The organism is Neptunicella marina, from assembly GCF_014270035.1.
GTDB lineage: Bacteria > Pseudomonadota > Gammaproteobacteria > Enterobacterales > Alteromonadaceae > Neptunicella > Neptunicella marina.
In genome coordinates, this window is the sequence record NZ_JACNEP010000001.1 from 448977 (window position 1) to 470761 (window position 21785).

Consider the following 21785-nt stretch of genomic DNA (forward strand, 5'->3'; position numbering starts at 1 on the left):
GCACCTTTTAAGGTGCATTTTTGTATCTAACCAGCTTAGCACCCAGTTGCCTTAGCTTTTCAAAGCCCAGCAAACTGATTAATACCGCCAATACGGCTAACAGCATGCCCCACAAACCAAGAATTTTTTGCTCGGAGTGCAACGTCCAGACAAATTGCCCCACGCATAATGTCGCGACCACCAATAACGTTGGCTTACGCCCAATTCGCGCCACCACAAATACGCCAAGCGGCGCCCCAAGAGCCACCACAGGTGCAGCCGCCAACCAGTTCTCAAAGACCCCATCCTGCCAGCTACCACTGATGGTTTTGACCATAACGCCGACAACAGACGTAAATGCCATAATCACAACTGATGTGGGAATGGCAATTTTCAAATCCGCCCGACACAACAGCACAAGTGCTGTATAAAGCACCATATCAATACCTACGCCCGTAACCGAAACCAGTATCATTGCCGATAATAAACCAAGCGTTAAACCGAGCTTAAAATCCCAACTTTCATCAAAGTCAGTCATGCCGCTATGACTGGCGATTTCATCCAGCCGATAAAGATGCAATAAACCAAAACTGGCCCAAATTACTGCAAACACCAACTTTATATACAGTTCTGAAAAATAAGGCGCAACAAATATAAGGCCAAGCGGCGTACCAATTAATGCGCCGAGCATAGCACCATATAACAGTGCTTTGGCCAGCGGTTGGCGCTTGGCAAGAATAAAAATGGAGGCACTGGTCATGCCGATGCTTTGAATAGCAAAACTAAAATCCCGTCCCAGACTGGCAGGCAATTCAAATAACAGTACCAATACCGGAAAACCAACGGTACCTCCGCCCATTGGCGTCGAACCCGCGGCATAACTGCCCACAGCCATTGCTGCAGCCATAGGCCAGTGCTGCAAGGTTACGGCTAATAAATCGTGGCCAAATACAATATAGGACCACACCAGATAAAAAGCGGTTAGCCAGAACCCCCAGACCCATAAATACTGCTTTGGGCGCGCCTGTAAACTCATGAAAGCTCCTTTAAAACGACGGCGCATCGTACCATAACTTCACGTTTTTCCTTGCGAAATCAGACCGCTATTCACCCATTATTTGCTTAAAAATAATCCCTGCCTGAGTGCGATTAATCACATCCAGCTTGCGCAAAACCGCAGAGACATGTTGTTTAATCGTGGTTTCCTGCACATTGAGTTCATAGGCGATTTGTTTATTAAGCATGCCGTCAGCGATGAGTTTAAGCACTTTAAACTGGTGTGGTGTCAGTTGCTGCATTTTCTCGGCGAAGGCTTTTTGATTATGATCTGTGGCGCTTTGCACGTCAGACATAACAGACTGTGGAACCCATTGTTCACCATCCATAACCTGAGCAACGGCGTCTGACAATTGGTCCAGTGAGGCTGATTTAGGAATATAACCGCTGGCACCTAAATCCAGAGCTTTGCGTATAATCTGAGGATCTTCTTCTGCCGAGACCATCACCACTAAAACATCACTAAACTCACTACGCAAGCTGCTTAAGCCAGTTAACCCCTGATTGCCCGGCATATTAAGATCAAGAAACACCAACTCGGTATCCGCATGTTCCGACAACAAACGACGGGTTTCATCCAGACTGGCAGACTGCAGCACATCACATCCCAAAACAGATTCAACAGCTTGCTTTAACGCACTGCGGAATAATGGATGATCATCGGCAATAACAACTTTGAACGACATAGATAACTTTTTGCTCTTAATTTTTTAAGCCAACTATTCACTAACAGATTAAATGGTGCAAGTGAAACCACTCTGACAACGCTCACTAAAAAATAAAGGCGACCTAAGTCGCCTTTATTTTTGCCCGAAACACGGATTAGAAACGATAACCCACGGTTAAACTCACTGTACGCGGGTCACCATAATAACCGATTAACGTGGTATCACCTCCGGTACCCGGGCCAGGGTTGTCTGTTGAATATGGCGCAGCCACGTTTACAAACGGATAGTTACCCACCAGATATTCTTTATCCGTCAGGTTTTTACCATGCAGCCCCACTGACCACTGACCATCTTCGCTGTACCAGTTCAGGCTCATATTAACTAAACCATAACCTTCCTGGGTTAATAAGTTGCCTTTCTCTACTAACGAATATTTACTGCGATAGTAATAGTTGGTATTCCATACAAAATCGCCCATTTCACTGGAGAAATTGTAATTAAATCCAAGACTTGCCGTGGTTTTAGGCGTATTGGTGATGGAAAACTGATCGGTTATATCTAACGGCTGACCATCCGGTGTTACCGACTTCACTTCGCTGAACTTAGCGTCGATATAACCTAAATTGGCATACCATTCTAAATCGTCCGTGGCGAGCACAGTTAATTCAACTTCCGCCCCTGTCGCTTCAGATTTACCCACGTTACCCAAACGTTGGTTGTTAATGGTTAAATCATCCGGATCAGGAATTAAGGTCACATATTGGCGATCTTTGTGATCGAGCATAAATAAAGTGGCATTAAAACGCACCGTGTCGTTCCAGTCGCTTTTCATACCCACTTCAAATGAATCAACAATTTCCGGATCGGCTGCTGGCTCATCCGTGGTGGCACGTGGGTTAAATGCACCGGATTTAAAACCTTGTGCATAACTGGCATATAACATCATATCCGGCGAATACTGATATTCCACCCCTAATTTAGGGGTAAAACGTGACCAGTCAGCATTGTTATCCAGTACAACATGATTGGTAGCATCGACCAGTGCCTGATCACGCACAAAACCGTCGACCCAGCCACTTTGCGGGTACATGGTGCCAAAATACACCCCGTTATATACGGTCGCATCTTTTTCTTCCTTGGTATAACGGGCACCTGCGGTTAAAGACAGTTTGTCGGTTAAGTCAAATGATCCCTGTACATAGGCAGCGATACTTTTACTATTGCTGCACCCTCCCACTTCACTGGTATAACCGTCAAATCCCAGTGCATTACCTAACACATCCAGAATGGCATCGTACTGGCCACAGGAGTCTCCTTTAAAGTAATACAAGCCCGACACCACTTTTATGCCGTCATCAACATAATTTAACTGAAATTCCTGAGTAAACTGCTCATCGTCATAAATTGCCGGCACATCAAAAATGCGCAACGAGGTGTTGTCGAAATCGATATTGGTGGGTGAATAACTTTCACGTTTTGACGTAATCGATTTAAACAGGAAATTATCATTAACATCCCAGTTTATCGTCAGGCTTACACCCTCGTTTTCAACCTTATTCCAGGTTGGCAAACTGGTATAGGAATCGTATTTACTATCAGGAACCGGCGCATCAGTTAGCAAACTAGGCAATAACCGGTAGCCACCTTTCGAATTGGATTTATCTTCAGTATTGTCATAGTTCAAACGCATAAATACATCGTCAGATGCATGATATTCCAGCGTCAAACGATAGGCCTGTAAATCCTTGTTGTAGTTTTCCTTATCCTGATTAGGCAAAGCGGAGGTTAAAAACTCACCAAACCCATCACGATTTAAATTAGCGTAAGCAAAACCAAAATAAAGCTTGTCCTGCACCAAAGGTAACTGACCACTCAGTTTAATGTCTTTTTGACCATAGCTACCTACCGTGCCTTTAACCGCAAGCTCGGTATCACCAGACATGGTTTTAGTAACATATTTAACTGCACCACCTATGGTATTTTTGCCGTATAACGTGCCTTGAGGACCACGCAATACCTCGATGCGTTCGACATTTAAAATATCCAGCACAGCGCCCTGGGGACGCGCCATATAAACGTCATCCACATAAATACCGACACCGGGCTCATAACCCCATAATGGATCTTCCTGACCTACCCCACGAATAAATGCGGTTAAGGTTGAATTGGTACCACGGCTTTTTTGCAAGGTGGTGTTGGGTGACATTTGTTGAATTTCCACCACACTGGAAATGCCTTTTTCGGCTAACTCCACCTCTCCGACAGATGTGACGGCAACCGGCACTTCCTGAATACTTTCAGCAGTTTTGCGAGCGGTTACCTCGATGCGTTCCAATCCTTTTTTCTGGTTTTCTTCCTGAGATTGTTGCTGAGCCAGAGCCAGCGGACTGGCAAGTGCTGCGGCTACTGCAATAGCGCACACAGATTGTGTAAAAATCGGCTTAGACATGTTTGTTCCTCTATACCTGTATTGTTATGGTTTTGGCATTTGTAGTTGTACGGTCACGACAAACATTAACGTATTTTTAACAAATGGTAAGCTGTACCATAGTACTATGGCGCAAGGTATCGAAGTTATCGCATTATCTCTACGGCCTTGAATAACAGGGCTATATCCACGCATTTGTTTCGCTTCGGTCAAAGCTTTATCAATGCTGGTAATTGGTTTAATTAACAACTGATTTACCGCACATAAAAATAACACTATCACCAAGGACAATACATTATGTTGAGTTTACTGGGGCTGGTAGGTGGGCTGATTTTACTGATTTGGCTGACCATTCGTGGCATGAATCTTTTTATTGCCGCACCTTTTTGTGCCCTAATCGTTGCCTTAAGCAGCAACATGCCGGTTTTTATAGGTGACACTAACTTTGTCGCCACGTATATGGCGGGTTTTTCCGGCTTTATCGCTTCGTGGTTTTTTATGTTTTTGCTGGGATCTTTGTTTGGCAAATTTATGGAAGATACCGGTGCAGCCGATTCCATAGCCAACTGGATCGTCAATAAACTCGGTATGAAACATGCTGTAGCTGCCGTGGTTTTAGCCTGTGCTTTATTAACATATGGTGGCGTGAGCGTATTTGTGGTGGCCTTTTCAGTTTACCCTATGGCGCTAAGTTTGTTTAAAGATGCCAATTTACCCCGTCGCTTTATCCCTGCTGCGCTGGCATTTGGTTCAGTGACCTTCACTATGACCTCGGCTGGTTCACCGGAAATCCAAAACTGGATCCCAATTAAATATTTAGGAACGTCCCCCTTCGCTGCCTGGGAAGTGAGCTTAGTGGTTGCCATTTTCATGGCGAGTTTTGGATACTGGTGGCTAAAACGCATGATTGGCAAAGCTGTTGCCAACGGTGAATGTTTCGAAAAGCGTGAAGGCGATACCTTTGCCAGCGAGCGTGATTACCCTCACCCACTCACCGGTCTACTGCCGCTTATTGTGGTTCTTGTATTGTCATTTACCCTGCATGAAGCACTACAGCAACTGGCGTTAATTGTTGCGTTAGGTGGTGGCGTATTATGTTTATTGCTTATCAATTACAAACATTTCACCAATTTAAATAATGCCATTAGTTTAGGCACCACAGGTGCACTGGTTGCAATTGGTAATACTGCGGCAGTTGTCGGTTTTGGCACTATTGCTAAGTCAACCGATGCCTTTCAAATGGCGGTTGAAGTTATGACGCAACTGCCTGGCAACGAGCTAATTGGTGCCGCAGTAGCGGTGAGTGTGATCGCCGGCTTAACGGGTTCTGCTTCAGGTGGACAAGCGATCGCTCTGCCTCTGATCGCTCCACATTATATTGATCAGGGAGTTGATCCTGAACAATTACATCGCATCGTATCCATTTCTTCCGGCGCGCTCGATTCTTTGCCGCATAACGGATATGTAGTGACAACCATACGTGCCATTTGCAACGAAACTCACCAACAGGCTTACTGGGCAGTCGGTGCGTTAACTGTGGTAATTCCGTTAATTGGATTAGCCATGGCAGTGGCTTTATTTAACTGGTTTTAAAGGATGTTTTTTATGCGGTTAAGACAAGGTAACCCCTTCTTAATCTTCACTGTTTTTTTGGCTTTGCTGGCTGGCTTACAGCCAGTTAAAGCCAGTGAACGACTCGTCGAAAAACAGCGTTTCTCAATGCCGGCTTTTACTACCTTCAATGGCAGTACTATTAAAAATTTACAGGTAGGATTTGAGAGCTACGGAAAGCTAAACCGGGAAAAGTCCAACGTTATATTAATCACCCATTATTTTAGTGGTAGTTCACACGCCGCAGGCAAATACAGCCAAAGTGATGCCAAACCCGGTTATTGGGATACCATTATCGGGCCCGGTAAAGCGATTGATACCAATCAGTATTTTGTGATTAGTGTCGATACTTTGGTGAATTTAAACGTTGGTGATAAAAACGTGATCACCACAGGACCTGCCAGTATCAATCCTGATACGGGTAAACCTTATGGTTTAAGCTTTCCCGTAGTGACCATTCGCGACTTTGTGAATGTGCAAAAAGCGGTACTGGAAAGCCTGGGCATTGATTCCTTATACGCAGTTATTGGCGCCTCAATGGGCTCGATGCAAGCGCTGGACTGGGCTGTGGCTTATCCCGACAAAGTGCCACGCATGATTTCAGTAATCGGCAGTGGCGAGGCCGATGCGTGGACGACGCTTGCACTGGAGCAATGGACATTACCTATCAAACTCGATCCTAACTGGAACAAGGGTGACTATTATAGTCGCACACCACCAATGGAAGGATTAACCGCGTCTTTAATGATGTTGACTCAGCAGGCACTTCACCCTGAATTTATCAATGCAGCAAATCCGCATCATAACGCGCTTGATAACAAGGTCTTAAACGACATTAACCAATCACCCGCGGTGGTTGATTGGTTAAGAACCATGGCTGAAAAACGTGCACAAACCAGCGATGCCAATCATTTATTGTATTTAGTTCGCGCCAACCAGCTATATATCGCCGGACATAACAAAGCACTAAATGAAGCGCTAAAAGCAGTAAAAGCCCGTTGCCTGTTTTTACCTTCCAACAATGACTTATTGTTGATGCCCTACATGGCCAGACAGGTACACAACCGTTTACTTGAATTACACAAACACAGTTATCTTACTGAGATTCAGGGCAATGCCGGACACTTAAACGGCCTTAGCCATATTCAGTCTCAGGCGAATACCATCGCGGCATTTTTAGCCGATAAGGAACTTCCATGACACTAGGTCAACTCACTCTGGCATCACTTTTTATTGCTGGTACTGCGGCTGCTGACATCCCTAAATTAAATCTGGATACCACACACATCAGCGTGTCAGGTTTATCCAGTGGTGGTTACATGGCTAACCAGTTTCATATCGCCCACTCTGCATGGGTAACGGGTGCAGGTATCATTTCTGCTGGCCCCTACTATTGTGCCAAAGGTGATATTTTCACGGCGCTTGGTCAATGCGTAAATAAGATGGAAACGCCAGTCGATCTGGCTGCGTTAAATGCTCAATTAAAAGACTGGGAAAAACAAGGCAAAGTCGATGGGTTAATCAACCTTAAACATGACAAAGTGTGGTTATTACACGGCACAAAGGATACGCGAGTTATTCAGGCGGTCACTGACAAACTGGCTGAGCAATACCGCCAGTTAATGCCGACAGAAAACCTACAATATTCCAGTAATAAACCTTTTGCGCATCACTTCCCAACAAAAGACAAAGGCAGTAAGTGTGATGTATCCGAAGCGCCATTTATTGGTAATTGTGATTACAACGCTGCCAGTGACATGCTGGATTTTATTGCCTCCTCGCCGGAAGCAGACAATCAAAACGGTAAATTATATGAATTTAACCAGCATCAGTTAGGTGGAGATGCTGCAATCAGCTTAGCGGATACCGGCTATGTATTTATACCGCAAAACTGTGAACAAGGCGCGCAATGTAAGGTACATGTCAGTTTCCATGGTTGTAACCAGAATGCCGAAGCGGTCGGCGATGCTTACACAACAAAAACCGGCATAAATCAATGGGCCGCCACACACAATACTGTGGTGCTTTATCCGCAAACTAAAAAGAGCACGGTAATGCCGCTAAACCCACAAGCATGCTGGGATTGGTGGGGATATACCGATGCTAACTATGCCACTAAAGACGGCCAGCAAATAAAAGCAGTAAGTAATATGGTCCATGCATTGGAGGCTAAGTAATGTCAGCTTACACCATTTTAATCACAGGCGCGGCCAGCGGTATAGGGTTGGGCATAGCAGAACATTTAGGCGACTTGGGCCATAAACTGATTCTCGCAGACCTAAATATTGATGCCGCACGTGCAAGTGCCGAGAAATTAAAAGCAAATGGCGTTGCAGCCAGCGCCATTTCACTGAATGTGGCAGATATGTCACAAATTGCCAGATTAGATGAATTAACTGGCGGCGCTAATATTGATGTGCTGATTAACAACGCCGGCATTCAGCATGTGAGTAAACTGGAAGATTTTCCGGCAGATAAATGGCAACAACTTATCAATGTTATGTTGGTGGGCCCTGCTATGCTCACTCAAGCTGTATTGCCGGGCATGAAACAACGCAACTTTGGACGCATTATTAATGTGGGTTCAATTCATTCACTGGTTGCCTCACCGTTTAAATCTGCATATGTTGCAGCTAAACACGGGTTACTGGGTTTCTCAAAAGTACTGGCACTGGAAACCGGTGAATTTAACATTACCACCAATACTCTGTGTCCTTCCTATGTTAAAACGCCTTTGGTTGAACAACAAATCGCAGCACAAGCCAAAGAAAACAACATGAGCGAACAGGATGTTGTAAATAAAATCATGCTGGAGCCTATGCCCAAAAAGTCCTTTATTGGACTGGATGAACTGGCAGGCACAGCGGCGTTTTTACTCACTGACGCCGCGAAAAATATCACCGGACAGACCATGGTGCTGGATGGTGGCTGGGTAGCACGATAAGGAATCATTAAACACTCATTGCAGCACAAACGTTCTGATTCTGGCAGTGACTGAACAAAAATTTGATAAATGTAACAATTTATTATATTTTTCTGCCCCCATTTAAAATGGGTAGAATTAGCAGTATGGTTAAACCATACAATGGATTTGCTAACGAATAAGGACGTTTGTGAAGTTTATTCAGTTGACCGCCCCCAGACTGGGCATCAGAAGTTTTGTCACCTTCCTCGGGTTAGCCATTATTATGGCGATCATCTTTATTTTAACCGGTAGTTACGGCAGCTTTAGTGATATTTTAATGTCGTGCACTATGTCCGGCCTAATCAGCTGGTTGCTGTGGGTTTCGATACGTTTACTTAACGACAACAATGTTAATATAAAACGCCTGCAATATATGTTATCCAGCGGCTGTTACAGTTTACTGCTGATTGCCAATAATCATCATCCTGCCATTGAAGGTTTGCATCAACAACTCTCGGTGCAAATTGGAATAAATATAGTGAGTGTACAAAATGTTTGTGCTTTTTTAATTGGCGCAATAATTGGGCTGACGGTTTATCTAGTGACAGTTAGCTTGCAAGTCGATCCAGACAACACAGCGGCTTAAAAGCCGCTGTGTTTTGTTTTTCATGCTGATTACCACACCAGATCATCTGGTATTTCATAATCTGCATACCAGTCTTTTTCTTCTTCAGTAAGGTTATTATTTTCTTCCAGTTGGTCAGCACGATATAACACTGATTGTTCATCACGCTGAGCGATTTTTTCTGCCACCTGAGTTGGCACCAGCTCATAACCACCTTGAAACTTAACGATTGCCAACAGTCCGCGCGTAATATGTTTATGGGTTTTATCATCCACATACATATGTTTTACCTTAGTACCATCAGTAAAATTACAGGCGATATCGCCATTTCCTTTTGGCTGTTTATTCAATTGAATAAGCTGTTTAATTTGCGCCTTTACTGCCTTTTCGTCAGCCTTCGCCTTTGCTTGCTGGTTAAGTGTTTTATCCTTTTGCTGCTTGGCTTTTAATTGCTCAGCCGCCAGCTTTTTAGCTTCATCTTCAATTTGAACATTGTGATGTTGCCTGGCTTTAACCTGCTTATGTTTTTCTTTTTTGATTTGGTTGGCCTTTTTTTTATCAGCCAACCCTGCTTTCAAAAGCTGTTCCTGTAACGATGACATAACTACTTCTTTTTACCCTTACGTTTATCGTCTACAACCCATTTATTATCCTGATACCAGGCAGACCAGCCTGTTGATTTACCGTTGTCATCCTCAGACATAACGTACTGTTGTTTAGTTTTACGGCTAAAGCGTACCAGTGTTTTATTGCCGTCAGGGTCCTGTTGTGGTGCATCAGCCAGATAATAGAACTTTTCTGATATACGGTCGCGAAAACGCGCTAACTCTTCAACCAGGGGCGCACGAGTTTCACGGAATTTAGGGAAGTTATGCGCAGCCATAAATATACCGGAAGCGCCATCACGTAATACAAAGTGCGCGTCAGACTTTTCACATGGCAATTCAGGCAAATCCACCGGATCTTCTTTGGGAGGAGCAACCTCACCATTTTTCAGCAGTTTACGGGTATTCTTACACTCGTCATTGGTACAACCGAAATATTTACCAAAACGGCCGTTTTTCAGTTCCATGTCAGAACCACAACGATCGCACTCAATAAGTGGGCCATCATAACCTTTAATTTTGAAGGTACCCTGTTCGATTTCGGTACCGGTACAAGCCGGCGTATTACCACATACATGCAGCTTTCTGTTTTCATCGATCAGATAGCTATCCATGGCCGTTTCACATATGGGGCAACGGTGTTTGGCACGCAGAATTTCGGTTTCCAGTTCTTCTTCATCGTCAACTTTGACAACTTCATCACCTGATACCAGATTCATGGTATGCGTGCAGCGCTCTTTTGGTGGCAGGTTATAACCAGAACATCCCAGGAACACACCTGTGCTGGCAGTACGCAGCATCATTTTGCGACCACACTTGGCACAATCTATGGCAGTAGGAACTGCCTGATTGGGCAACATGCCACCCTGCTCGTAATCCTGCTCGGCTTTTAATAGGCGACCGTAAAAGTCTTTATAGAAGTCGTTTAAAACCTGTTTCCACTCAAGTTTACCTTCAGCAATTTCATCCAGGTGCTGTTCCATATTGGCGGTAAAGTCATAGTTGAGCAGATTAGTGAAGTTTTCGACCAGACGATCATTAACGATTTCACCCATTTTTTCCGCATAAAATCGACGATTTTCCACTCGCACATATCCTCTGTCCTGAATGGTAGAGATAATGCTGGCGTAGGTAGAAGGACGACCGATGCCACGTTTTTCAAGCTCTTTAACCAGCGAGGCTTCATTAAAACGCGCCACAGGTTTAGTGAAATGCTGTTTAGGATCAAGTGATTGTAAATCCAGTACATCCCCTTCTTTTACATCGGGCAGAATGAGATCTTCTTCACCTTTTTTACGCGCCTGGGTCTGGACTTTGGTCCAGCCGTCAAAACGCAATACACGTCCTTTGGCTGTCAGCTCAAAATCACCCGCAGCAACACGAATAGTACTGGCATCATATTTAGCCGCGGTCATTTGGCAGGCAACAAACTGACGCCAAATCAGTTCATATAAGCGTTGTGCATCACGCTCCATATCACCAAGGGACTCAGCTTTTACAATCACATTGGATGGACGAATCGCCTCGTGCGCTTCCTGAGCATTGTCTTTACTGCCATATTTAACCGGATTAGCCGGTAAATAGGCGTCACCAAAATTATCCTGAATATAACCCCGACATGCATCAACCGCTTCGGCACTTAGATTGGTCGAATCGGTACGCATATAGGTAATGTGGCCCGCTTCGTACAAGCGCTGTGCCATCATCATGGTTTTCTTTACGCCAAATCCCAAACGTGTGCTGGCAGCTTGCTGCAGGGTTGAGGTAATAAATGGCGCCGATGGGCGACTTTGAGTCGGCTTGGATTCGCGGCTAATAACTTGATATTTAGCACTATTTAACTGAGCCAATGCAGCGTCTGTTTGGGCTTTATTAACAGGTCGGAAGTTTTGTCCCTGCTGTTTGGCCACCAGCATTTTTAAGGCATGGTTTTGCGGTGTGGATAAATCCGCATGCACGTCCCAGAACTCTTCCGGAACAAAGGCTTTGATCTCGCGTTCACGCTCAACAACCAGACGCACGGCAACTGATTGAACCCGACCGGCAGATAATCCTCGTGCAACTTTTTTCCACAGCAGTGGCGACACCATAAAACCAACAACGCGATCCAGAAAACGTCGGGCCTGCTGAGCATCCACCCGATCCTGATTCAACTCCCCCGGTTTGGAGAAAGCATCCTGAATGGCCTTTTTAGTAATTTCGTTAAACACCACACGCTGATAATGTTTATTTTTACTGCCTATGATTTCACGAAGGTGCCAGGCGATAGCCTCCCCTTCTCTATCCAAATCCGTTGCCAGATAAATAGTATCAGCGTCTTTAGCCAGTTTTTTTAATTCACTAACGACTTTTTCTTTGCCGTTTAAAATTTCATAGTGCGCCTGCCAGTTATTTTGTGGATCGATACCCATGCGATCCACCAGTTTTAAATATTCATAATGGCGCAGATAGTCTTCGCGTTCCTTTTCAGGCAACAACTTCAATTCTTTGGCAGGCTTTTTGGCTTCAACTTTTCCAAGAGAACGGGTTGGAAGATCACGCACGTGACCCACACTGGATTTTACGATGAACTCTTTGCCGAGGTATTTATTGATCGTTTTAGCTTTGGCCGGTGACTCGACAATAACCAGAGACTTACCCATAACTGTATGATAATTCCTTGAATTTATTAAAAATTAGATGAAGACCTTAACAAGTTTCCCTATAAATGAAGGGGATATGACAGGTTAGCAGTTTTTTAGATATATCGATAAATACTCGCAAAAACAAGAAAATCTTTTACGCATTTTTATTTAGTATAAAATTCAAACAATCACTAATTTGCATGCAAAATTTAATCACTTAAGTATAATGCCGCCAATCCAAAACGGCGCCAAAAGCCTTTAAAAATAAGGCTTTAGCTAAATAAAAGGAATAAATATGCAGCATTTTGAAGTTAACTTTGATGGTTTAGTTGGTCCTACGCATAACTATGCAGGTTTGTCATTTGGCAATGTAGCCTCTTTAAACAATGCCAATGCCAGCAGCAGCCCTAAACAGGCAGCCAAACAAGGTTTACAAAAAGCCAAGGCTTTAGCCGACATGGGCTTAACTCAAGGTGTACTTGCACCACAGGAGCGTCCAGACGTACTCACATTGCGTCGTTTAGGGTTTAGCGGGACCGATGCTCAGGTTTTGGAAAAAGCCGCTAAGCAAGCTCCACAGGTGTTCTTAGCATGTTGTTCTGCTTCCAGTATGTGGACGGCTAATGCTGCTACGGTTTCGCCTAGCGCTGACACTGCCGATGGCAAAGTGCATTTCACCCCGGCGAATCTGACCAATAAATTCCATCGCTCTTTGGAACCACAAGTTACGGGGCGCATTTTACAAGCCACCTTTAATAACGATAAATATTTCAAACATCATACTCATCTGCCAGACAACGAGTTTTTTGGCGATGAAGGTGCGGCAAACCATACTCGTTTATGCCAGAACTATGGCCATGAAGGCGTGGAGATATTCACCTTTGGCCGCTATGCCTTCGATACCAGCAAACCGGCACCGCAAAAATATCCTGCCAGACAAACGCTGGAAGCCTGCCAGGCGATTGCACGCTTACACGGGTTGAGTGATGAAAATGTGGTTTATGTGCAACAAAATCCGAATGTGATTGATCAAGGGGTATTTCACAACGATGTGATATCTGTAGGTAATCAGAATGTACTTTTCTACCATGAACAGGCATTCCACAATACCGATGCGGCATTTGCTGAAATCCAGCAAAAGTTCGGGGATGAAAAAGTCTATTTTATTAAAGTCGATAGCCAGCAGGTATCCGTTGAAGAAGCGGTTAAAACCTACTTGTTTAATACTCAGATTGTAACCATGACAAATGGCGACATGGCAATTATTGCACCAACGGAATGTCGTGACAGTAAGGCAGTTTCTTCCTATCTGTCCGATTTGGTGACACAAAACACCCCTATTAAGCAAATACATTATTTTGATGTTAAACAAAGTATGCGCAATGGCGGTGGTCCCGCCTGTTTACGGTTGCGCGTCGCCATGAACGATCAGGAAGTGGATGCGGTTAACCCTAATACTTTATTATACGACACATTATTCGAGCGTTTAAATTTATGGGTAGATAAACATTATCGTGACCAATTACTGGTGGCAGACTTACACGATCCGCAATTATTAATCGAGTCTCGCACCGCACTGGATGAGTTAACCCAGATACTTAAACTGGGGTCCGTTTACCCCTTCCAGCAGGATTAACTTATTGCTGACTGTAGTTATAAAAAAGCCCGGTTTAACCGGGCTTTTTTATTAATTTACGTTACTACAACTGGTACTTGAACCATAAGGGTTGGCTGGTGGCGCCTTGCCCAGATCAGTAATATCTTCCGCTGCAATTGCCAGTGTGAAACGCTGTGACTGTGCGGATTCACTCCCCTGTGAACTGCCAAATACTTTAATGATAGTATCGGTCCACACAGCATAAGCCCTTGGATAACGATAGACCAAGGTTGCCTGACCATTGGCATCGGTAATGTTGTTATTGTCTTTAAACTGAATAATACCAACAATACCCGGGGTTAAAAATCCATCGCCGTTAGTATCTTCTCCACTGTCCAGAATGCCATTATCATTAATATCTTCATTTGAACAACTGGTGACAGGAGTTAAATAAGTTACATACTGCTCATCAATATCACTCCAGGTCCAGCTGCCTTTTCTAAATACGCCCCCCTGATTAAATTTTTCAGGGCTTACCGATACTGATAACTCAGCGTTGGCAACCGGATTACCGTCTGAATCGCTGACAAATACCGCAAACTCTTTAATATAACTAGCATCATCCGGAACCTGTATCAGCGGACCTGTACCAAAAGAAATATCAAAGGCACGGTCTGCCACTGTCAGCGTCGTAAAATCTGTTACGCTGGGAGTATCACTCACTGTTGCATGTACCTGTACAAATTCATTACTGGTAACCGCGTTGGAGGTAAACACCGTACTTGCAATACCTTTGCTGTCAGTTTTGGCACTGTTACTGGCAATAGTACCACCACTTACATCGTCCACCCTGAAGTCAATGACCTTATCTTTAACCAGATTATCATTAATATCACGCACGACGGCTGTGACAGTACTGGTTTGTCCATTTGGCCCAACGGAATCAGGTGTTGCATCCACAATAATGCTGTAAGCATCTGTCGCTACAAATTCAAACGTATGGCGTGCACTTACCGTCACTGTATCGCTGCCGGCTTCTTTTCCGTCAGCCGAGATCAGTGCAACACCAGCGTTATCGGCAGTCACTGTCATTTGTGCCATGCCGTTGGCGTCTGTCGTAACCTGAGAGCTAGATGTGACCTGTCCCCGCGAAGATTTAAAGGTCACCACGCCACCCGGATAAGGTGCATTATCTTTTAGCCAGGTTACTGATAGTGTGGCAGTATCCCCCAAAGGTATATCTTTTGAAGGCACAGTGGTGAAACGGAAATCATCTTCCTGAACTGAGATAGGAAAACTGGCACTGGCATTTAATGCTGTGGCAATAATATTATCATCACCAGCACTGGTTGCCTGATAGGTTAAATTTAAATTTCCATCAATATCAGTGATGGTGTCAGCGCTGACAATGCTGCCATTTTCCGCAGTAACAGTAACCGACTGGTTGGCAATTCCCACACCATCGGAGTTAACCAGTTTCACTGTAATTGGCGCTTCATCTCCTAGCACCACTGAAGAAGGTCCCCCTATTTGTACTTCGGTACCTACCACTTCGATATCCAGCGTTCGAACCAGAATATTTGTATTACCGGCAGTAGCAGTAACGGTAACAAAGCGATTTTCCGGTTGATTAATGGTAGATAATTTTGCTCTGGCGGTTCCATCTGCAGTGGTCAGGCTTTGCACTTCAGATAATGAGGCACCATTGGATACAGAAAACGACACTTCCACACCTTCCATTAATACATTTTGTGCATTTTTAACCAACGCAATTAACTCAATCTTATCCTGACCACTTGAAGGCAGTTGCAGCGAGCTGGCGTAAAAATCCATATCGCTTGGCTGAGCCGACTGTTGCGAGGAGCCGGAGGAGTTAAACGCAATCTCAGCACTGGTATTTGCGTCCAGTGTTGCGGTTACCAACCCCGCGCCACTTTGTTCACCAACAATCAAATTAATACTGGCTACACCATTTTCACCTACAACAGCGCGGCCATTTTGTACACTGAATGTCGCCAGCGTTGCATCATCAAACGCAAATGATACGACTTTACCCTGTGTACTTGAGTCATCGGAACTGGTAACTGTCGCATTAACGGTTAATGGCGTCGCAGAAGTTAATTCGGTACTGGGTTCACTGGTTGCACTATTCACAATGCTAAGTGAAATGGTGTAGGTCACTTCGTCACCACCAGTATTACCTCCTCCATTGCTACCTCCCTCACGACTTAATGAGCCACCGCCACCACACGCCATTAATAAGCTGGTTAGCGATAGTACTATCAGTTTTGTCAGCATTGCCTTCATCTTTACGTCCTGCCTGTTTGCATTGTGTTCGAGCACTGTAAGTTGTTAATAAGGTCCGGATATTATTGTTCAGCTTCGAAGCCAAAATTTGTTAGGCTTAGCGGCACAACAACTATAAAAGGAAAATTGATGAGCGCTTCATCTAAAAAATATAGCTTAACGGCTAAAATATTTATCGGCATGTTAGCCGGTATCCTTGTGGGATCCTTATTAAAACTGCTATTTGATGATAGTGGAGATTATGCGGTTCAGGTATTTGGCGCCAGCATATCTACGTATGAAGTTTTAGTAGAAGGTATATTTACCGTTATTGGTCAGATATTTATCGCCAGTTTAAAAATGCTGGTCGTGCCATTAATTTTTGTCTCTTTGGTATGTGGTACCTGTAAATTAAGTGACCCGGCAAAATTGGGAAGACTGGGTGGTAAATCTCTGGGTTTATATATTGGCACAACGGCTATCGCGATTTCTCTGGCGATGTTTTTCGCTTTTATTGTCGATCCAGGCAATGGTGTCAACTTAGATACCAATAGCACGTTTGAAGCCAAGGAAGCACCAGGATTGGCACAAATTATTGTGAATATGTTTCCTACCAACCCAATTCACTCAATGGCTGAAGGCAATATGCTGCAAATCATTGTATTTGCGGTTTTGTTTGGTATCGCAATGGCCATGAGCGGCAGAGCCGGTGAGCGCTTATCTGACATTTTTGAAGATTTAAATACCGTCATTATGCGACTGATCACCATTTTAATGAGTCTGGCTCCATATGGTGTTTTTGCCTTGATGGCAAAGCTGGCTGCAACCATCGACTTTGCTGTATTTACCAGCCTGCTCAAATATTTCTTCCTGGTGGCATTTGTACTGATATTTCATGGATTGCTCAGTTACTCACTGTTATTCAAAGCTTTTACCGGGCTCAACCCAGTGGTATTCCTCAAAAAGATGCGTGATACCTGTATTTTTGCTTTTAGTACCTCAAGTAGTAATGCCACGTTGCCAGTAACACTGGAAACTGTGACCAAAAAAATGGGGGTAAAAAACTCGGTCGCGTCTTTTACTGTGCCGCTGGGCGCCACCATTAATATGGATGGCACTGCGATTATGCAGGGTGTAGCTACTGTATTTATTGCGCAGGTATATGGCGTGGATTTATCTGTGACCGACTTTTTAATGGTAATACTGACTGCGACGCTCGCCTCAGTGGGCACCGCTGGAGTACCAGGAGTGGGCTTAATTACTCTGGCAATGGTTTTACAGCAGGTTAACTTACCTGTGGAAGGCATCGCCTTAATTATTGGTGTCGACAGATTACTGGATATGACCCGCACCATGGTTAACGTGACGGGTGATTCTATGGTGGCATGTATCGTAGGTAAAAGTGAGGGTGAAATGGATTTAGATACCTTTAATGACCCGGATGCCGGTGGCAAGCTTGAAAATATTGATTTTGAGCATTTCGAGCGTAACAGCTAATCTGTGACTTCAATTAAAAAGGCGCCATTGGCGCCTTTTTTAATGGGATTACCTCACAGTTATTTAGCAAGTAACTGTGACTTCTGCCAAAGCTTTAATAAAGTGCGTTCAACAGTACTCACACTCGCTAAAGCGAATTTTTCAGCAATATTTTTGCGAATAGCATATTTGACCGAATAAATTTTATGGTTTTCGTTGGCTGTTAATAAATAATCATCAGAGGTTTGAATGTCATCAACCAAACCTAATTCCAACGCTTTACTACCGTACCAGTATTCACCCGTCGCCACTTTTTCAATGTCCAGTTCAGGACGGTTAGTTTGCACAAATGTTTTAAACATACCGTGCACTTCTTCCAGCTCTTCACGGAATTTTTCACGACCTTCATCAGTGTTTTCACCAAACACGGTTAAAGTACGCTTAAACTGGCCTGCAGTATGTTGCTCAAATTCAACGTTGTTCTTTTTAAGCAGCTTATTAAAGTTTGGTAACTGTGCTAACACACCAATTGAACCAATAATGGCAAAACGTGCAGATAAAACTTTATCTGCCACACAGGCCATCATATAACCACCACTAGCCGCGACTTTATCAACAGCAATGGTTAATTTGATACCTTTGTCTTTAATACGCTGTAATTGCGAGGCCGCCAGTCCATAACCATGTACCACTCCTCCGCCACTTTCCAGTCTGACCAAAACCTCATCTTTTTCGTCTGCAATGGTTAAAATAGCGGTAATTTCCTCACGCAAACTATCTACTTCGTGAGCATCAACTGAACCATCAAAATCAATAACAAATAAACGAGACTTTTGATCGTCTTTAGTTTCTTTCTTTTTATCCTGTTTGGCTTGTTTCTTCTGCTCTTTTTCCAGCTTTTTTAATTCATCTTTTTCAAGCAAACTGTGTTGAAGTAACTCTTTGGTATCTGACAATTTTTCAGACAAACTGGTAATTTCCAATTCACCTTTTTTTTGTTTTTGTTTGCTGGCCAGGCCAACAATTCCACCGACAGCTAATAACAGCGCAACCACAAACGTTGCCGCTTTAGCCAGAAATAGTCCGTATTCGTATAAAAATTCCAAATGCTGTTCTCCAGAATTGAATAAAATTTTTTGCGCTACTATACCCATTTGCTGTGATTTTTCAGCAAATGATTGAAATATCCGCAAATAGCTCAAACCCAATATGGGGCTAATCCGTCCTTTTACAATCAGGCATAAAAAAGCCAGACCGAAGTCTGGCTAATTTAAGGTTGGAAAACTTACTGTTTTACTACCGCAGTATTTTCAACAACTATTGCTGCACCACCGCTGGCAACAAATGCTGCCGTCTGTTTTTGCATTTCAACCGTGGCCGCCATGCTAGGACCCGGATCCAGTAACGAGCTGTGAGTACCTTCCAGGAATCGTACCAAACCATTGCCTTCAGTTGTGGTACTAACCGCAGGTAAACCCATTAAGGCTGCTAACGGTTCAGTGCCCGCCAGCGGTAAACTCGTGGTGTTTGGAATAACCTGATCCGATGGGAAGGTTCCACCTTGACTGTCAGGATTTCCCCCCACCACTTCAATCATATGCACGTGGGTATTAGCACCAATTGTTGAAGCAAAGTTAACAGGATCACCTGAATCTAAAACAGTCTGCGCCACAAACTGGAACTGTGAGAACAACCCGTTTGCTTTAGCTACGGCTGCTGCATTCGCAGGATCTGCAGAGAATACCAGCCAACCATAGATCCCCGCTAACTGTTCAGTAGGTGCAGTTGCTCCCTGAGCCTGCAGGAATGCCATAAAACCTTCCGTTGGTTGTCCCGGTGCATCAAATAAGGCCTGCTGAAATTCAGCTGATGCCAGATAGGCCTGAAACTCTGCAATTTGACTCTGTGCCAGACCAGTTTTAATTAACGGTGTAAATGTTGGCGATTCAAACAGGAAGACTCCCACTGCTGCGCCCGGATTAGCTAAGGTCGCCGCTTTAATGTGATACATGCCATTAAACGCATTCAGTCCTGACTCTTCGTCTAGCGTAGTGTTTAAATGCGCCACAGCGGTAGTACCGGCAATCGCACCTAGCGAATGACCAACAAAGGATACATCACTGCCATTTAACAGGCGTTCTGTTGGATTCGTGGTATCAATCACGGCATTAAGACCTAAACGCAAACCCATAATATCCGCTTCTGACTGACGTAAATTGTCCCGCGCCGTTAATAAGCTATTAAGATTTAAGTAATCTGTCGCATCACCGCCAAATCCGTCTGAGGCATTGACGATGTCCGGAGTACCATCACCATCTTTGTCCTGCATCATGCCACGGCTACCATGCAATGGATGATCAATGGCAACAGTGGCATAACCAGCTGCAGATAAGGCGCCGGTTAAGGCCAGCATGTCTTCTTTTTTAGACGTAATACCGTGCTGCATAATTACAACAGGCCAGCCAGTTGCCGGTTTTTGCATGCCGGTAATGGCGCTGTTTGGCACAGTAATCTGTACATCCAGAGTCTGATAACTATTTACCTGCGGAATTGGGCTAAATTTAGTTAAGTTGCGCGGGTCATCAATACCGATGGCACTTAAATCCAAATCCATCAGCAAACCTTCAGAGGCTACCTGACAATAATCGTTGTTAGGGCCAACTGCACCAGCCTGAATTAAGTTGCCAACCACTTCTGCACCTAAAGAACCAGCGGCAAAGCCGTTAGTACAGGCACTACGCCACCAGTCTGCAAGTGGATTAGTTGAACTTAAATAATAAGGCAGGCTAATTTGGCCTTTTTTCATACTGGCTGCACAGTAACCGACCATTTGCTGAGCGGTGGCTGATACAACAGGATTGCTCGATTGCAAACCTGCCACTACCGCACCGCAGTTAGTCATACCTAACTGATTTAAGCCAGCCACTTGCTCTGCACTAAATACACCACCGGCATAAAACGCAGTGAAAACATCGGGTGCCGCAGCATCACCCACAGTAATAGCGGGTAGATAAACAGCCGCGGCCTGTTGTGACGCTGCAACATCACCATTTGTTTGTGCCATTGCCTGCGCAAACGCTTTAGCAAATGGCGCAATACTTAATTGTTTTACTGTATCCAGCACTTCACCGGCTGACTGAGTGGTGAAATAAGCAGCATAAGATACGCTATCGCGGGATAAACCTTCGCCATCTAACGCATCTAAATAGGTATCGACGATACCCTGAAGCATTTTCTGATCAGCTGAACCTAATGGTTTGCTAACCGGATCCTGTTTAACCAGCTCCCATGTTGTGGACCCTTTTACACTGCGACCATCACTGTCTTTTAATTTATCGGTCACAGCCATTAAATAACCCTGTGCAGGTTTTAATGGCTTAAGAGGCACGACTGTAATTTCACCCGCCCCCGTTTTCTGCGTAATAAAATCAACACCAAATTCCAGCTCTGCGCCCATTTCACACGGGATCGTCGGTGCCTGAACCTGAGCAGCCATCGCCTGACAGGTTGCGGACTCGCCAATTAAAGCCTGCTGTGCTTCGAAAATACGCACACTGCCATTAGCACCAGCCGTCAGCTCATCAATTTCCACACCTGACGGCACATCAATGTTAATCACAAATGGATGATTGGTAGACCAACCATCCAATGCACCCAGTGCATATTGTGGATCTGCCGGATCGACTTCGTTATCCGCCAAAATATTAATGGTGAAATCAAATAAATTCCCATCCGGGATCATGGTTAAATCATTGGGGACATTGAGATTTGACTCAGCAGGATCAAATACAATCCGGGAGAAAGGCTTTGCTGGGGTAGCAACATCTTCCTGAGTATCCTTAAGCGTTTCTCCGCCGCAACCGGTCAATCCCAGTACAGCAGCAATCGCGGAACTAATAAGTAGTTTTTTCATCACGACTCCTAA

15 protein-coding genes are annotated in these 21785 nt (G+C 44.4%); 7 read left to right on the forward strand and 8 right to left on the reverse strand.

Annotation, left to right across the window (positions count from 1 at the left end):
• Positions 1–7: 7 nt before the first annotated feature.
• The 3 genes from H8B19_RS02085 to H8B19_RS02095 form a co-directional block, all read right to left on the reverse strand.
• Positions 8–1015: a sulfite exporter TauE/SafE family protein gene (locus H8B19_RS02085; RefSeq protein ID WP_186505111.1), complete on the reverse strand. Its 1008-nt coding sequence runs from the start codon at positions 1013–1015 to the stop codon at positions 8–10.
• Positions 1016–1082: 67 nt separating this feature from the next.
• Positions 1083–1721, reverse strand: coding sequence for a response regulator (locus H8B19_RS02090; RefSeq protein WP_186505112.1), 639 nt, complete (start codon positions 1719–1721; stop codon positions 1083–1085).
• Positions 1722–1857: 136 nt separating this feature from the next.
• The gene (locus H8B19_RS02095; protein WP_186505113.1) at positions 1858–4152 is read right to left on the reverse strand and encodes a TonB-dependent receptor; all 2295 of its coding nucleotides are present in this window, start codon (positions 4150–4152) and stop codon (positions 1858–1860) included.
• 276 nt (positions 4153–4428) lie between these two features.
• Between H8B19_RS02095 and H8B19_RS02100 the strand changes: the two genes are divergently transcribed.
• The 5 genes from H8B19_RS02100 (at position 4429) to H8B19_RS02120 (ending at position 9293) form a co-directional block, all read left to right on the forward strand.
• Positions 4429–5724, forward strand: coding sequence for a GntP family permease (locus H8B19_RS02100; protein ID WP_186505114.1), 1296 nt, complete (start codon positions 4429–4431; stop codon positions 5722–5724).
• Between the two features lie 12 nt (positions 5725–5736).
• Positions 5737–6942, forward strand: coding sequence for an E22 family MetX-like putative esterase (locus H8B19_RS02105; RefSeq protein WP_186505115.1), 1206 nt, complete (start codon positions 5737–5739; stop codon positions 6940–6942).
• Positions 6939–7919, forward strand: a complete 981-nt coding sequence (locus tag H8B19_RS02110) for an extracellular catalytic domain type 2 short-chain-length polyhydroxyalkanoate depolymerase (protein WP_186505116.1) — start codon at positions 6939–6941, stop codon at positions 7917–7919. The genes H8B19_RS02105 and H8B19_RS02110 overlap by 4 nt, the downstream gene beginning before the upstream one ends.
• Positions 7919–8686, forward strand: coding sequence for a 3-hydroxybutyrate dehydrogenase (locus tag H8B19_RS02115; RefSeq protein WP_186505117.1), 768 nt, complete (start codon positions 7919–7921; stop codon positions 8684–8686). The genes H8B19_RS02110 and H8B19_RS02115 overlap by 1 nt, the downstream gene beginning before the upstream one ends.
• 169 nt (positions 8687–8855) lie before the next feature.
• Complete coding sequence (locus H8B19_RS02120; protein ID WP_186505118.1) at positions 8856–9293, forward strand: hypothetical protein; 438 nt, start codon at positions 8856–8858, stop codon at positions 9291–9293.
• Between the two features lie 29 nt (positions 9294–9322).
• Here the strand turns inward: H8B19_RS02120 and H8B19_RS02125 are convergent, their stop codons facing one another.
• The gene (locus tag H8B19_RS02125) at positions 9323–9874 is read right to left on the reverse strand and encodes a DUF2058 domain-containing protein (RefSeq protein ID WP_186505119.1); all 552 of its coding nucleotides are present in this window, start codon (positions 9872–9874) and stop codon (positions 9323–9325) included.
• Positions 9875–9876: 2 nt separating this feature from the next.
• Positions 9877–12519: a type I DNA topoisomerase gene (gene topA / locus H8B19_RS02130; RefSeq protein ID WP_186505120.1), complete on the reverse strand. Its 2643-nt coding sequence runs from the start codon at positions 12517–12519 to the stop codon at positions 9877–9879.
• 277 nt (positions 12520–12796) lie between these two features.
• On the opposite strand from topA, the gene astB reads away from it, so the two are divergent.
• Positions 12797–14137, forward strand: coding sequence for an N-succinylarginine dihydrolase (astB, locus tag H8B19_RS02135; RefSeq protein ID WP_186505121.1), 1341 nt, complete (start codon positions 12797–12799; stop codon positions 14135–14137).
• A 51-nt stretch (positions 14138–14188) separates the two neighbouring features.
• On the opposite strand, the gene H8B19_RS02140 is transcribed toward astB, so the two are convergent.
• Positions 14189–16405 (reverse strand): Ig-like domain-containing protein, encoded by a 2217-nt coding sequence (locus H8B19_RS02140; RefSeq protein WP_186505122.1) that lies wholly within the window; start codon positions 16403–16405, stop codon positions 14189–14191.
• A gap of 129 nt (positions 16406–16534) precedes the next feature.
• Between H8B19_RS02140 and H8B19_RS02145 the strand changes: the two genes are divergently transcribed.
• A complete protein-coding gene (locus H8B19_RS02145) occupies positions 16535–17881 on the forward strand; it encodes a dicarboxylate/amino acid:cation symporter (RefSeq protein ID WP_186505123.1) in 1347 nt (448 codons plus the stop codon).
• 59 nt (positions 17882–17940) lie between these two features.
• Here the strand turns inward: H8B19_RS02145 and sohB are convergent, their stop codons facing one another.
• Both sohB and H8B19_RS02155 read right to left on the reverse strand, forming a co-directional pair.
• Complete coding sequence (sohB, locus tag H8B19_RS02150) at positions 17941–18966, reverse strand: protease SohB (RefSeq protein WP_186505124.1); 1026 nt, start codon at positions 18964–18966, stop codon at positions 17941–17943.
• Positions 18967–19145: 179 nt separating this feature from the next.
• Positions 19146–21773, reverse strand: a complete 2628-nt coding sequence (locus H8B19_RS02155) for a VolA/Pla-1 family phospholipase (protein WP_186505125.1) — start codon at positions 21771–21773, stop codon at positions 19146–19148.
• Between the last annotated feature and the right edge of the window lie 12 nt (positions 21774–21785).

Excerpts from the sequence above, each read along its gene's own strand:
- H8B19_RS02145 (WP_186505123.1), top strand. The coding sequence starts at position 16,535 with ATGAGCGCTTCATCTAAAAAATATAGCTTAACGGCTAAAATATTTATC.
- astB (WP_186505121.1), top strand. The coding sequence starts at position 12,797 with ATGCAGCATTTTGAAGTTAACTTTGATGGTTTAGTTGGTCCTACGCAT.
- H8B19_RS02100 (WP_186505114.1), top strand. The coding sequence starts at position 4,429 with ATGTTGAGTTTACTGGGGCTGGTAGGTGGGCTGATTTTACTGATTTGG.
- H8B19_RS02095 (WP_186505113.1), bottom strand. The coding sequence starts at position 4,152 with ATGTCTAAGCCGATTTTTACACAATCTGTGTGCGCTATTGCAGTAGCC.
- H8B19_RS02140 (WP_186505122.1), bottom strand. The coding sequence starts at position 16,405 with ATGAAGGCAATGCTGACAAAACTGATAGTACTATCGCTAACCAGCTTA.
- H8B19_RS02115 (WP_186505117.1), top strand. The coding sequence starts at position 7,919 with ATGTCAGCTTACACCATTTTAATCACAGGCGCGGCCAGCGGTATAGGG.
- H8B19_RS02085 (WP_186505111.1), bottom strand. The coding sequence starts at position 1,015 with ATGAGTTTACAGGCGCGCCCAAAGCAGTATTTATGGGTCTGGGGGTTC.
- H8B19_RS02155 (WP_186505125.1), bottom strand. The coding sequence starts at position 21,773 with ATGAAAAAACTACTTATTAGTTCCGCGATTGCTGCTGTACTGGGATTG.
- H8B19_RS02090 (WP_186505112.1), bottom strand. The coding sequence starts at position 1,721 with ATGTCGTTCAAAGTTGTTATTGCCGATGATCATCCATTATTCCGCAGT.
- topA (WP_186505120.1), bottom strand. The coding sequence starts at position 12,519 with ATGGGTAAGTCTCTGGTTATTGTCGAGTCACCGGCCAAAGCTAAAACG.
- H8B19_RS02105 (WP_186505115.1), top strand. The coding sequence starts at position 5,737 with ATGCGGTTAAGACAAGGTAACCCCTTCTTAATCTTCACTGTTTTTTTG.
- H8B19_RS02110 (WP_186505116.1), top strand. The coding sequence starts at position 6,939 with ATGACACTAGGTCAACTCACTCTGGCATCACTTTTTATTGCTGGTACT.
- H8B19_RS02125 (WP_186505119.1), bottom strand. The coding sequence starts at position 9,874 with ATGTCATCGTTACAGGAACAGCTTTTGAAAGCAGGGTTGGCTGATAAA.